Origin of the sequence: Nocardia sp. NPDC006630 (assembly GCF_040611495.1) — a bacterium.
Taxonomy (GTDB): domain Bacteria; phylum Actinomycetota; class Actinomycetes; order Mycobacteriales; family Mycobacteriaceae; genus Nocardia.
The window spans coordinates 387,149-401,039 of record NZ_JBEXOK010000002.1 but is presented as its reverse complement, the minus strand read 5'-3'; the positions used below and the strand labels follow the sequence as shown (position 1 = coordinate 401,039).

Annotated in this window: 11 protein-coding genes; 4 read left to right on the top strand and 7 right to left on the bottom strand. The window is 67.2% G+C overall.

What is annotated here, in order from left to right; all coding sequences use genetic code 11:
- Nucleotides 1-23: 23 nt before the first annotated feature.
- The 6 genes from ABZX86_RS06190 to ABZX86_RS06165 form a co-directional block, all read right to left on the bottom strand.
- Entirely contained in the window at nt 24-422 is a 399-nt protein-coding gene (locus ABZX86_RS06190) for a VOC family protein (protein ID WP_355120565.1), read from the bottom strand.
- Nucleotides 415-1,209 carry a phosphosulfolactate synthase gene (locus ABZX86_RS06185; RefSeq protein ID WP_355120563.1) on the bottom strand — a complete coding sequence of 265 codons (795 nt, stop codon included), beginning with the start codon at nt 1,207-1,209 and terminating at the stop codon, nt 415-417. Before ABZX86_RS06185 ends, ABZX86_RS06190 begins: the two co-directional genes overlap by 8 nt.
- Entirely contained in the window at nt 1,191-2,420 is a 1,230-nt protein-coding gene (locus ABZX86_RS06180; RefSeq protein ID WP_355120561.1) for an acyltransferase, read from the bottom strand. Before ABZX86_RS06180 ends, ABZX86_RS06185 begins: the two co-directional genes overlap by 19 nt.
- Nucleotides 2,417-3,868, bottom strand: coding sequence for an AMP-binding protein (locus ABZX86_RS06175; RefSeq protein WP_355120559.1), 1,452 nt, complete (start codon nt 3,866-3,868; stop codon nt 2,417-2,419). Before ABZX86_RS06175 ends, ABZX86_RS06180 begins: the two co-directional genes overlap by 4 nt.
- 158 nt (nt 3,869-4,026) lie before the next feature.
- The gene (locus ABZX86_RS06170) at nt 4,027-4,797 is read right to left on the bottom strand and encodes an SGNH/GDSL hydrolase family protein (protein WP_355120557.1); all 771 of its coding nucleotides are present in this window, start codon (nt 4,795-4,797) and stop codon (nt 4,027-4,029) included.
- Between the two features lie 93 nt (nt 4,798-4,890).
- Nucleotides 4,891-6,291 (bottom strand): glycoside hydrolase family 27 protein, encoded by a 1,401-nt coding sequence (locus ABZX86_RS06165; RefSeq protein WP_355120555.1) that lies wholly within the window; start codon nt 6,289-6,291, stop codon nt 4,891-4,893.
- A 192-nt stretch (nt 6,292-6,483) separates the two neighbouring features.
- On the opposite strand from ABZX86_RS06165, the gene ABZX86_RS06160 reads away from it, so the two are divergent.
- The 4 genes from ABZX86_RS06160 (at nt 6,484) to ABZX86_RS06145 (ending at nt 12,609) form a co-directional block, all read left to right on the top strand.
- Nucleotides 6,484-10,425 carry an amino acid adenylation domain-containing protein gene (locus ABZX86_RS06160; protein WP_355120553.1) on the top strand — a complete coding sequence of 1,314 codons (3,942 nt, stop codon included), beginning with the start codon at nt 6,484-6,486 and terminating at the stop codon, nt 10,423-10,425.
- Nucleotides 10,422-11,105: a DUF6875 domain-containing protein gene (locus ABZX86_RS06155; protein ID WP_355120551.1), complete on the top strand. Its 684-nt coding sequence runs from the start codon at nt 10,422-10,424 to the stop codon at nt 11,103-11,105. The genes ABZX86_RS06160 and ABZX86_RS06155 overlap by 4 nt, the downstream gene beginning before the upstream one ends.
- Nucleotides 11,106-11,206: 101 nt before the next feature.
- On the top strand, nt 11,207-12,121 hold the full coding sequence (locus ABZX86_RS06150; RefSeq protein WP_355120549.1) for an alpha/beta hydrolase family protein: 915 nt from the start codon (nt 11,207-11,209) through the stop codon (nt 12,119-12,121).
- A gap of 131 nt (nt 12,122-12,252) precedes the next feature.
- A complete protein-coding gene (locus ABZX86_RS06145; RefSeq protein WP_355120547.1) occupies nt 12,253-12,609 on the top strand; it encodes a hypothetical protein in 357 nt (118 codons plus the stop codon).
- A 9-nt stretch (nt 12,610-12,618) separates the two neighbouring features.
- Here the strand turns inward: ABZX86_RS06145 and ABZX86_RS06140 are convergent, their stop codons facing one another.
- Complete coding sequence (locus tag ABZX86_RS06140) at nt 12,619-13,773, bottom strand: lipase family protein (protein WP_355120545.1); 1,155 nt, start codon at nt 13,771-13,773, stop codon at nt 12,619-12,621.
- Between the last annotated feature and the right edge of the window lie 118 nt (nt 13,774-13,891).

Here is a 13,891-nt window from a genome sequence, read left to right as displayed (position 1 = left end):
CCGCCGGAGCTACGCGGGTCTGCTCAATACATCATGCGGGGGTCGAGGTAGTGCTTGAACTCCAGGAGATTATTGGACGGATCCCGCAGAACGAAGCTGACGTGTTCTTCGGCGGTTCCGGCGAAACGGGTGAATGTCGGTGCGTAGAAGGGGAGTTTGCGGGTTTCGGCCAGGCGCACCAGGCGGTCGAAATCTTCTTTGCTGCGGAAGGTCACGCCGAAGTGGCGGGGATACAGATCGGGTTCGTGGTCGATCCGGTCCGAGAGATGGCAGACGACCTGATCGCCGAAGAAGTCCAGGGTGATGCGGTCGGGGTAGCGGCGGGCCAGTTTCGCGCCGAGGCCACGGACATAGAACTCCTCCGCGGCGTCGAGATCGAGTGCGGGGATTGCCAGGTGAAAGGCGTCGCGCATCTCACGCATGGGTCTGCTCCTGCGCCACCAGCGCATCGAAATCGGTGAGGGTGTCGGCGCGCAGGCCCAGCCGCAGGGTTTCCAGCCCGATCACCTCACCGGAAGGAATATTGCCGAGATTCACCTGCGGGCCGAAACGCCGCAGCAGATAGATCTGCAAATCCTTGGTCGGGGCCTCGAACATCAAGTGGTTCACATCGATCGCGGATTCGGCGATCTCCTCGATCAGCCCGTAGCGCAGTTCGCCGTCGGGGCGGCAGATACCGCTGCGGCCGCTCTCGCGGGCTTCGGCGATCACGAAATGCGCGCCCGCGTCCAGATCCTGCTGGATGTAGTCGATCCAGCGGGCGGGCGACAAGGTCTCCGAGCGGACCGGATCCTTGAAGCCGACCTCGGAGAGCACCGTGAACTCGTCGGCGAATTGCCGGATGTAGCCGGCCTTCTCCGCATTGGACAGCGGGATGGTGCCATTGGAGATCTCGACCACGGTGGCGCCCGCGTCACTACAGAGCTTGTACCATTCGTCGACCCGATCGTTGATCAGGAACTTCTCGAAAAGTGTTCCACCGAAATAGAATTCGACACCGTAGTCGCGGGCGGCGCGGGTTTTGCCGAGAATGCCGGAGGTGGCCAGGCAGGTACCCCAGCCGAACTTCACATAGTCGATCAAATCGCCGTAGCTCGCCATGATGTCGCGGAAGACGCTGTTCGGGAGTCCGGGGTCGATCACCATCGTCAGACCGCGCTCGCGCGGCTTGGCATCCCGGCCGGGCAGGTTCAGGGTGTGGGCGAACATACGACCTCCTTGGAGGAATCGCGGGCGGGCGCCGGGGTGCGGAATCGCCGGGGGATCAGCACGGACAAGTCGGTGCGGAGCATGGGTCGTCCGGTGAGCCAGAGACTTCCGGGGCTGCGGCGCAGAATTTCGGTCCCGATCAGCGATAGCGCCACGACCCCGAAAAACAGCAGGACGGTCTCCCAGAAATGCCCGATCGTCGATCCCCAGGAGACGAAGGCAGGAGCCAGAATCTCGATCATGAGGGGATGGATCAGGAAGATGCCGAACGAGCGATCCGCGCCGTAGCGGACCATGCGGGCCAGCAGATCGTGGTCCCGTCGCTGTGCGGCCCAGTGCGTTCCGATCAGGTAGAGCCCGACGGTGACCCCGATGAACCAGATGATCCGCTCCGGCATGAACTCACCGGAGGCCATCCACGGCGCCATACCGCCGTGCACCAGGCGCAGGTAATCCCATTCGGCGGCAACGGCCGTCGCGATCACGGCGATCGCGAGCACCCGGGCATGTCTGCGCAGGAAAGCCTGCACCGCATCGATATGCCACGCGGCGATGGCGCCGAGCACGGTGAAGAACTGGTACGGAATGAATGTGGCGTACAGATGTATCCAGAGCTGCCCCGCGAAACCGGTGGTGAACGGCGGATACGTCAGGGACCACAGGCACAGCAATTGCAGTGCGGCACTGACCAGCAGCACCCAGCGGTGCCGTCCTTCGGTGCGCCGCAAGAGCTTCAGCAGCAGCGGGAAGAGCAGGTATACCTGCATGGTGACCAGCAGGAAGTAGAGGTGGTAGTACGCGGTGCCGAATACCAGGTCCAGTCCGAGTCGGCTGAGCAGCCAGCCCACGCTGCCGTAGTTCTGGCCCAGATAGATGGAATACGCCCAATACACCACCGACCAGGCCACATACGGAATGCCGACCAGCGCGAACCGCCGCGGCCAGAAATTCCGGGCGCGGAAGGAGTCGTTCGCGAACTGGTAGATCAGCACGAATCCGGTCAGCGCGAAGAAGGCGTAGCGGGTGAAGTGCAGCAGCGCCATGGCGCCGTTCGCCGAGACGCTGCCCGAATCGTTCACCCCGCCGATGACGTGCACCGCGATGACACAGGCGAAGGTGAGAATGCGGAACAGGTCGATCTGATGCAGGTAGGGGCGCTTCTGCCGGCGACCTGTCGTCTCGGGCGGACGAATTGCCGCGTCGGTACTCATGTTCCGACCGCATCGTGAGCCTGGCTGCGCAGGACATGGCGCCGCACCTTGCCCGTCGCCGCGCGCGGGAAGTCGTCGACGAATCGAATCTCGGTCGGCCGCTTGAAACTGGTCAGCTGACGCGCGCACAGGTCGTGCAGCTGCTGCGCCAATGCCATTCCGCCATCCCGCTGGGGCAGCGTCGAAACGACGAAAGCGACTGGTACAGAACCGAGAACGGGATCGCTGCGGCCGACCACCACCACATCGCGCACGCCCGGATCGGCCAGCAGCACCTCTTCGATCTCCCGCGGGTACAGCAGTTCGCCGCCCCGATTGATCACATCGTCACTGCGACCGGTCAGGTACACGAATCCGGCGGCGTCGACGTGCCCGAGATCACCGGTATCCAGCCAGCCCTGCGCATCGAAGCGTTCGCGGGCGCGACCACCGCGATAGCCGCTGATCACCCCGGCGCCTCGAATATGCACGTGCCCTATCTGTTCCGGTGGCAGCACCGCGCCGTCCTGGTCCCGGATCTCCAGCTGAACACCCACGGGGCGCCCGCACGAACCGAGCGGGGTCGGACCGTCCAGCGGTGTGGCGGTGATCTGGCTGGCCGCCTCGGTCATGCCGTAGCTCTCGACGATCGGCACGCCGCTGGCCGCACTGATTCGCTTGCGCACCGGGCTGGGCAGCGGTGCGGACGCGGAACGGATGAAACGCAGTTCGGGACAGGCGCTTTCGTGGCCGGTGAGATCGCCGCTGAGCACCGACAGGATCGCGGGCACCGCATTGAGCCATGTGATCCGCTTGGCGGCGAGCAGTTCCCAGAATCCGGAGGCATGGAACCGCTGATCCAGTACCAGGCAGCCGCCCGCGGTCAGCGTCGCCAGCAGCGCGACCACTTCGCCGTTGATATGGAACAGCGGCAGGCAGTTGTAGCCGCGGTCGTGATCGGTGAGCCGATGATGCCGGACCACCGCGCCCGCGACATGCAGCAATTGCTGTTCGGTCAGCGGGACGGCTTTGGGTTCTCCGGTCGAACCGGAGGTCGACAGCAGGACCGAGCCGCGGCGCGCCAGCGATATCGGGCCGGAACGCACCGGTTCGGCGGTCGGGGAGATGAACAGGGCATCGCAGACCACGGCCAGCTCAGGCCGGGTGCCGACCACCACGACCGGGCGAACGCCGAGCAGCACCCGCAGCAGTTCGCCGATCGGCGCGCGCGGGTCGACCGGGAGGGCGCAGCGCCCGGACGCGATCACCGCCAGGAAGACCACGGCGAAGGTCAGCGGGTCGGGTACATCGACCACCACGACCGCACCCGGTCCCGCGCCCACCGCGTCGAGGCGCCGGGACCACTCGGATACCGCGGAGTGCAATTGCCTGTAGGTGACGGTCCGGCCACTGCGCGCATCCTCGAATATCGGTTTCGAGGCATGTAGATCGGCGCGCGTGGCGATCATCGTCACGAGTGTCTCTGCGTGCGAAGGGTCCTCGGCTGGATCCTGACACTTGGTCACCGCATCCATTCCTCACATGGTCGTCGCCGAACCTGTGATACCCGTTTCCCGGTTCTGTGAACCTGCTGTGCGCGGCCCGGCGAACCTGCCGTCAACTCGGGCTAGGCGGTCGGCCTGCGCACGGCGGGCACCTGGGCGGGGCCGTGCACGAGACCGTCGGCCCGCAGGTCCGACGCGAGTTGGTCGGCTATCCAGCGATGCCCCGCGGGAGTCGGATGTAACTGGTCGGGCAGCCGCGGAAAGCGCCAGCTCGATACCAGCGGATCGAAGACGTACACGCCCGGATCGGCCGATCGCGCGGCGGAGACGATGGCGGAGTCGGTGTCCCACACGATCTTCGAGGGATGGTCGCCGGTGGGGAAGACGGTGAGCACGGCGATTGCCGAGGTGGGTGACTCGGTGCGAATCTCCCGAATCAGCTGCACCACACCGGCGCGTACGCGCGCATCGGGCTGGCCGACGTCATTGTGACCGGACTGGATGATCACCAGCGCGGGCTTCAGATGCGGCAGATCCAGTTTCGTCAGCAACCTATTGAGCGGGCCGAGTGCATGCGCACCGCCGACGAGGTAGCCGGCGCCGGAATCGGCGCTGACCACCGCGCGCCAGCCGATCGAGGATGCGAGCACCTGGGGCCAGGCCTGGGTGGGTGAGGCGGCTCCGGTTCCGGCGGAGAACGACGCGCCGACCACCGCGAGCACCGGGAGGTTCGCCGCCGCAGTGTTCACCGCGTGCGGGCCCCCGTGCACGAGGGCGACTACCGCGGGCCGCGAGCGCGCATCCTCGTGGTAGGCCACGACCGAGGACGACACAGCGGAAACCGACAGAACAGCGAAACCGGCAGCGAGCCAGCCCAACACGGTGCGACGCACGCCGACAGTCTGCGCGACGGCGCTCAATGGGGTCAAGGAATACCCAGAAGCTGACGCATTAATCGGATAGGCCCGGATTCGGTCCGAGATCGGTCAGCAGCGGGTGAGTTTCAGCAGTGCCACGCCGTGCGCGGGGATATCCCGGCCCGCTACCCGGTCGGTGGTGGTACCGCCGGTGTGCGCCCAGAGATCGCGCACCTGATAGCACTGCCCGGACCGCAGGCCCAGTGCGGTAAGGCTGGTTTCGATGGTGGTGGGGAGGCCGCCCCGATTGATCAGGGCCACCGCGAGCGAGCCGTCTGCCAGCGGTTTGGTCAGCACCCGATCGTCGCCCGGCAGTGGCGTGGCCTGCGCGACGAGCGCGTCCTGATCGATGGCGACGACCTCGGAATTGGTCAGCAGCGCCCGCGTCGGCTCGGTCATGGTGCGGACATCATTGCCCGCGAGCAAAGGCGCGGCGAGCATGGCCCACAGCGAGAAATGGGCGCGCTGCTCATCGGGTGTGAGGCCCTCCTGCAGATCACCCAGCCGGGCAATCGCATCCGGTGTGAGCGGCACTCCCGAGGCGAGCTGTCGCGTCTGGTCCGGAGTCAGCTTGTCCGGGAGCGCGAAATCGGGCGTATTGCTGAGCTGGACGCCGAAGAACCGGGCGATCGGGACACCGACCACCAGCATGTCCGGATCGTTCCAGTAACCCGGCCGGCTGCGCGCGGCCAGTGGTGCGGCGGCCTGCAATTGATCGAGGATGCCGAGATACGAGCTGGTCGAGTAGCCGTACGTCTGCACCGTGAAAAAAGTGTTCTGCCACAGCGGAATCAGATCGCCGCTATTGCGGGTCATATCGGCGACCGTCGACCAGTCATAGCCGGCATCCGCCGCCGGATCCGCCGAACTGTGCGGATTGATGCTGTAGATGATGTGCCGCCCACTGGCCCGCAGGGCATCCCGCATGGCGGTGAAGGCGCGCACCTGATCGCCCAGATCCGCATCGTTCCGGCACCAGTCGTACTTCAGATAGTCGACGCCCCACGCGGCGAACATGCGAGCATCAGCGACCTCGTGGCCCAGCGAGGCATTCCGCGTGGTCTGCCCGCAGACCTGGTTGTACGGACTGGAATACAACCCGAGGTACATACCGCGGTCATGCGCATACTGCGCCAAGGCGGCGATACCCCCGGGAAACCGCCCCGGATCGGCCCGCAGATTCCCCTGACCATCCCGGGTCGGCGCCGCCCACCCGGCATCGAGATTCACGTACCGGTATCCCGCGTCCCGCATTCCGGAGGCCACCATGGCATCGATCGTTGCCCGAATATTCTTGTCGGACAGAGAGATTCCGGAATTCCAGGAATTCCACCCCATCGGCGGCACCGCCCGGGCGGCAACCGCGGGCGCGGCCCGGACAGGTGTCGGAATAACCCCCGCATCCGCACCGAGGGCAGCCGCGAGACAGGCGGCCGCAACCACTGCGATAGCCGGCTCCCGGATACGCACGCTCGATTTTCCCTTCGGTCGTGCGGCCCCGGTCTCACCGGACGCCGTAGCGTACCGCCAACGCTGCCGGCGGCTCGATGCCGTGCGGAATCGAACTCGCCGTCGCGTGCGGTACCGGGTGGGTTGTCGGGCGATGCCGTAGGTTTGCTCGTTGACGGTTCAAACCCTGCTGTTCGGGCGTGAGGAGGTGCGTTGGCGCGGGTCGACGGGGACCTGGATGCGGCGGGAACTGTGGTGTGCGGCGGGGGCACGGGGGAGGCCGACTTTGCGCTTTCCGCTACGCAATTGCGGTGGTGGGTCGCGCAGCAGCTGTATCCGGATGTGCCCAATACCGTGGCTATGTATCTGGAGTTGCGGGGGCCGCTCGAGATGGGGTTGCTGGGGGAGTGTGCTGGACGGGCGGCTCGGGAGTTGCAGTCCCCGCTGGTGCGGTTTCGGATTGTTGCGGGGTATCCGCGGCAGTACGTGGACTTGGGTGCGTTCGGGGCGGTGGGGTTCGAGGATGTGAGTGGGTGTGCCGATCCGATTGCGGTGGCGCGGGAGGCGATGGATCGGGATTACGGGGCGCCGCTGGATTTGCTGACCGATCGATTGACGGTCGCCACTCTGTTTCACGTCGGGTCGGATGTGAATCTGCTGTATCTGCGTAGCCATCACATTGTGCTCGACGGTATGGGTGCGGCGGGGGTACTGCGCCGGACGGCCGAATTGTATGCGGCTGCAACGGGTTCGCCCCTCGAGTCGAACGGTTTGTCGCGACGGCCGATGACAATCGGTGAACTGCTGGAGGAGGAGCGGGCCTACGCCGATTCCGCGCGCGCGCACTCCGATGGTGCGTACTGGGTGGAGCACTTGGCGGGCATCGGGGAGCCGGCGCGATTGGCGGGTGTGCAACCCGCAGGGCTGCGACCGCATCGGGTGGGAGCGACGCTGCCGCCGCAGACCGCGGATCGGCTGACCGTGGTGCGGCAGCGGTACGGGCATCTGTTCCCGGAGTTGACGATTGCGGCGTTCGGTTGCTATCTCGCCGCGATGGCGGGTGCGGACGAGGTGCTGCTGTCCCTGCCGGTGGCGGCGCGGCCGAGCGCAGCGCTGCGGCGGTCGGGTGGATCGGTGTCGAACGTGGTTCCCCTGCGGCTGAGTGGATTCGGTGCGGCCACGGCGGGAGAGATGGTCGCACAGGTGCGGGCGCGGGTGGTGGGGGCGCTGCGGCATCAGCGGTACCGGTATGAGGACATGCAGCGCGGGCTCGGCGAAAATCACACTGTGCGAGGTGGTTTCGGGCCCGTGCTGAATATGCTCAGGTTCGTCGAAACTCCGCGCATCGGGCCGCTCACCGCGGAGATGCGACTGCTGGCGCTGGGGCCCGTGGAGGACCTGCTGGTCAACGGCTATCAGATCGGGCCCGACGACCGGTCGATCGTCATCGATATGCAGGCGAACTCGCGGATGTACTCGGTGGAGGCGCTGGCCGGGCATCATCAGCAATTCCTGGCGTACCTGGATGACTTCCTCGCCGACCTGGATCAGCCCGTGCGGACCCTGACCTCGTACCGTGCCCTGCCGGTCACCCCGGCGGCGCGCACCGACCGGTTGCTGCCGGATCTGCTGTGCGGCAAGGTGATCAGCGGGCACGGGAGCGATCGGGTCGCGGTGCGGGACGGTGCGCGTACGTGGACATACCGTGAGCTGGACGAAATGTCGTCACAGTGGGCGCGTGAACTGATCGAGTCGGGCGCGGGCCCGGGTGATTTCGTACTGCTGGCAGTGCCGCGATCGGCCGAATCGGTGCTCGCCGTGTGGGCCGTGGCGAAGACCGGAGCCGCGTTCGTCCCTGTCGATCCTGCCGATCCCGCACCTCGATCGGCCACCGTCGCAGCGGATTCCGGCGCGCGGTGGGGTATGACCGTGAGCGCCGCCCGTGCCGGTCTCCCTGCGGGACCCGGCTGGATTGTGCTGGACGATCCGGACACTCTCGCGCGGGTCGGCCGGCACTCCGTCGCACCGATCCAGGACTCCGGGCGGACACGGCCCCTGTTCCCCGAGTATCCGGCCTACCTCATCTATACCTCGGGCACGACCGGCACGCCGAAGGGTGTGGCGGTCACTCACCGCGGACTCGGTCCGCTCACCGACCACATTGTCGAACACTATGGCGTGAACGAGGATTCACGGATCCTGCACGCGCACGCGCCCTCGTTCGACGCGCATCTGCTGGAGCTGCTGGCCGCATTCGCGGGCGGGGCCCGGTTGGTCGTCGAACCGCCATCGGTGGTGGCCGGACCCGAATTGGCCGCCCTGTTGCAAGAGGCCGCCATCACCCACTTCCTCACCACCCCGGCGGTACTGGCGACGCTCACCCCCGACCAGGTGCCGGGATTGCGGGTCGCGGTGGTGGGCGGCGAAGCCTGTCCTGCCGAACTGGTACGACGCTGGGCGCCTCAGCTACGGCTGTTCAATGGCTACGGCCCGACCGAAACCACTGTCATGGCAACCCAATCCGCGGCATTGACCGCCGGTGGACCGGTGCCGATCGGCGCACCGCTGCCCGGGGTGCGCGCGCTGGTCCTGGATGACCGGCTGCGATCCGCCGCACGCTGCGGAACCGGTGAGCTGTATCTGGGTGGTCCCGGGGTGGCGGAAGGCTACCGGGGTCGCCCGGGCGGCACGGCCCAGCGTTTTGTCGCCGATCCATTCGGCAAGGGCGAAAGGATCTATCGCACCGGTGATCTCGTGCGCTCGGCGGTGGACGGCAGTCTGGAGTTCCTCGCCCGGGCCGACGACCAGTTGAGTGTGCGCGGGCGGCGCGCGGAGCCCGCCGAGGTGGAAGCCGCGCTGACGGCGCTGCCCGAGATCTCACACGCTGTCGTCACCGCACACGAGGGTACGGGCGGAACCCGGTTGATCGGTTATATCGTTGCCGCGCAGGGGATTCAGCCGGATCACTCCGCTCTGACCCGCCGGCTGCGCGAACTCTTGCCCGCCGCTCTGGTTCCCGCGCAGCTGGTCGAGCTCGATCGGTTGCCGGTCACCGCGCACGGCAAAATCGATCGCGCCGCACTACCCGCCCCGACGCCCGTTCAGCGCCCCTACCGCGCCCCCGAGTCCGAGCTGGAATGTCTGGTCGCCGAACACTTCACGGCGATCACCGGCACCCCGCGCGCCGGCCTCGACGACGACTTCTTCGAATCAGGCGGCAATTCGCTGCTCGGCGTGGCACTTTCGGCCCAACTCGCCGCCGCCACCGGCCTGCCGGTCACGGTCCGCTGGCTCTACACCGCACCCACGGTCCGAGAACTCGCCGATCGCCTGGCCGCTCACGATGGCAGCACCGCGACCGACGACGCTTTGGGCGTAGTACTCACGTTGCACCGCAACGGCTTCCGGCCCCCGCTGTTCTGCGTGCACTCGGCCGTCCCGCTGGCCTGGTGCTATGCCGGTCTGGCCCGCCATCTCATCGATCGTCCGGTGTACGGGCTGCAGGCTTTGACGCTGGAGGGCGAGCCGCGCTCGGACGTCACCATCGACGATCTGGCCGACGGCTATGCCGCCGAGATCCTTCGAGTGCAACCGCACGGCCCCTACCATCTGCTGGGCTGGTCGCTGGGCGGGCAGATCGCACACGCCATCGCCGTCCGCCTGCGGGAGCGCGGGGCCACCGTCGCGACACTGGTCATGCTCGACAGCATCGTCTTCCCCGAGGACATGCCGCCGCCACCGGTCCCGCGCATGCGCGATCTGCTGACCCATCTGCTCGGCGACGAACCCGAGGACGGTGATGCGCTACCCGACCTCACCGCCGATCAGGCGGCCGCCGAATTGGCTGCCGCGGCAGCGTCTTTCGGCACCGGCCTCACGGCCGAGCAGCTCACCCGCCTGCATCACGGCTACGTCGACGGTGTGCGCCTGTCCCACGGCTATCGCCCCGGCGTCTTCGACGGCGACCTGCTGTACTTCTCGGCCACTCGTGGCATGACCGAATCGTTCGGGGTGGAGATGTGGCGTCCGTACATCTCCGGCGCGCTCGTCGAGCATCCCGTCCCCGCCACCCATGCCCAGCTCACCAACCCCGATGCCGTCGCGGTCATCGGCCCACTGCTCGCCGCACACCTCGCACGCCAGGACGCCGGATGAGCGCCGCGGTGACCTGGTGCAATGTGTACGGAGATCCGCAGCGCTGGGATCAGCAGGGGCCGGCGGCCGCGACCCTGGTGCGGTGGGTGAGCGATCATCTGCTGAATCCCCATGCGGGACTGGGCCGTCCGGGCCCGGTGTGCCCCTTCATGCGGCATACGACCACTCGGCAGCTGCTCTGGGCCGGTGCGGCCACCGGCACGGACTTGTCGCCGGAGGGCATGGGGGAGGTGATGGACGACGCGTTCGCGGTGTACGCGCGACTGCGGCAGGAAAACCCCGTGGACTCCAGGGGTTTGGCGCTTGTCACCCTCTTCCCGGAACTGACCCGCTACGAGCTGATCGATGCCGTGCACCGCGCCCGTAAAACGCAGGCGGTCTCGGCAGGCCTGATGCTCGGCCAGTTCTATCCGGGCTGCACGGTCCCGGGGCTGTGGAACAGCGACTTCCATCCCCTCGAGGCCCCCGTGCCGATGCTGGTGCTCCGTCCGATGATGAGCACCGACTTCCCGTTCCTGGTCGCCCGGACCGAGTGGCTGTACGCATACTTCACGCGATTCGCACCGGATCTGCCCGGCAAGCTGCGCTGGTCGATTGCCGAACGAATGCGGGTAGACGGTCCGGACGCGGGGCGGATCACCTCGCTGCGCATGCATTCCGCGGACGAACACGCGCGGTGATTACGGAAAACCGGCTTCTTACGGGGGATACTCCAATAATGCGCCGGCTACCGCTTTGCCTTGCCACCCTGACCGCCGTAGTAGCTGGTCTGCTGCCAGTGATGGCAGCCGCCCCGGCGGGGGCCGCCGCGGCGATTGTCGATGTCCGGCCGCTGGGTGGCAGGCAGTTCGAGGTCGACGTCTATTCGCCCGCCATGGACAGGACCATCCCGGTGTGGATTTCGCACCCCGACGGTCCCGCACCCGCGCTGTATCTGCTCAATGCCGTCGATGGTGGCGAGTCCGGCGGGCCCTGGACCAATCGCACCGATGCCGCGCAGTTCTTCGCGGACAAGCAGGTCAATGTGATTCAGCCGATCGGCGGTCGCGCCTCCTTCTATACCGACTGGGCCGCGGATGATCCGGTGCTCGGCCGGAACAAGTGGTCGACCTTCCTGATCGACGAGCTGCCCGTGGCGCTGTCCGACCGTTTCGCCCTGACCGGCCGCAATGCCATTGCCGGAACATCGATGTCGGCGACCTCGGCGCTGGATCTGGCGATCGAGGCGCCCGGCCGGTATCAGGCGGTCGGCGCGTTCAGCGGCTGCTCGGGCACCAGCGATCCGATGTCCGCCGCGGTCGTGCGCTCCGAACTGCAACTGTTCGGCGCGAACGCCGACAATATGTGGGGCGGACCCGGCAATCCGGCCTGGGCGGCGCACGACGCGGTGCTCAATGCCGACCGGCTGCGCGGTGTGGCGCTCTACCTTTCGGCCGGCAACGGCCTCCCCGGCGTGCACGACACCCTCGCCGATCCGTCGATCGGCGGCGATATCGGCCGGCTGACCGACCGCCTCGCGGTGGGCGGCAGCATGGAATCGGTGGTGCACGGCTGTGCGGCCGCCCTTGCGGGGCGGCTCGCCTCGCTGGGCATCCCGGCCACCGCGGTCTTCCGCAACGGCACCCACGCCTGGCCCTACTGGCAGGACGATCTGCACGACTCCTGGCCGGTCTTCGCCGCCGCCCTCGGCGTGTAGTCACCGTCCCTCAGCGGTCGATAGTGCGGCCGCGAGGTCGTAGGCTGAAGGTCGAAGCAGCAAGATCATTGGTGGCGCCGGGGTGGGCGGCCGTGCGGCAGGCGGACTCCCGGAGATGAGCAGGAGGAAGCATGGCATTCGGATCAGTTTTGGGACAGGCCGCACGCGGCATGAACGGTGTGATCGTGAAGCTGATCGACGCACCTGTGATCGGCCCGCTGCTGGGTCGGGGTTTTGTGGTCATCACGTATGTCGGGCGGCGCTCGGGTAAGACCTTCAGCACGCCGGTGAACTACTGGCGCTCGGGTGACACGCTCACGATCGGTGTCGCCATGGCGGATTCGAAGTCGTGGTGGCGCAATTTCCTCGGCGAGGGCGGCCCGATCTCCTTGCACCTCAACGGTTCCGACCGCACCGGGCTCGCGATCGCCAAGCGCGACGACAAGGGCCGGGTCACGGTGAAGGTGACGCTGAACCCCGCGAGCTGAATCCGCGGCTCACGAGCGGACGTGGGCGGCGAGGAAGTCGTTGAGCGCGGCCCACATCTGCGGATTGAGCTGCGTATGGCCGCCGGTGCCGACAACGCTGCGGAAATCGACCCCGTTCGCGGCGAACTGTGCGGCCAGAGCGGCGTGCAGCGGCGAGGGCACGCTGGTGTCGGTTGCGTTGAGCAGCAAGAGAATCGGCCGGTTGTACCCGGTGGTCGGCACGGCCATATAGCTGTTCACCGCCCCGATGAGCGGGCCGTCGGCGAGCGGGCGGCTCAGCAGCTGGCCGATGCCCAGATCGCTGATGGTGGCATTGATCTGCGGCTGGCACATGGTCCCGATCCGATCGAGCACGGAATGACCCAGCGGCGTCAGATAACTGTCGACGGCGGCGTCGGGACGTGCGGCGCGCAGCCCAGCCAGAATGTCGGTGAGATAGCCGACCGTCTCGGCGGTGCCGGGGATGGCCGGGGTCGTGGGCCCGGCGATCGTGAGCGCCTTCTCGACATCGGATTCGGGATCGATGGCGACGGTGCCGCGGAAGTCGAGATCGGGGGAGTAGGTAGCTTGCAGGTGGCTGGTGGCCAATGCGGCCTGACCGCCCTGCGATGGACCCACCACGGCCCAGGTCCTCGACAGCTCGGGACGGGCTGCTCGGGCCGCGCGCACCATATCGATGGTGGCGGTCGCCTCGCTCTGCAGTTCCAGGTACGGATGCGGGCCGGTGTCGTACAACCCGAGCCCGAGATAATCGGGAGCCACCACCGCGTAGCCCTGGGCGACCAGGGAGCGCATGACATTGTCCTCATCCGCGATGAAGTGGTCGTACGGCGCGGTGCTCGGATCGGATTTACCGCCGCAGCCCATGCCCAAACCGGTGGTGCCGTGATCGAAAGCGACTATCGGCCAGCCGTTTTCGGGCGCCGGTCCGGCCGGGACGAACAGTGCGCCGCTGGCCTGCTTCGGCGCGCCGCCGGAATCGGCCATCCAGTATCGGACGACCGATCCGCCGGGGATGCCGTGGAAGCTGTCCGATTGCGATTCGGCCGAGATCAGTGTCCCGGGCGGATCTGCGGCCGCGGGTACGGCAGCGAAGGCGACCGCCATACTCGCCGACGCGGTGGCCGCGATGACGGCGCCGGTCCATTTGCGAAGCCCACGCATCGAAGACCCTCCTGAATCGCCAGGCGCAACCGTGCAGTATTTGCTGACTATTCGCCAACCATGTCGGCATTGCAAGGTGACCCGGCGCACCGGAGGTCGCTCGGCAGGTCGGCCCCGT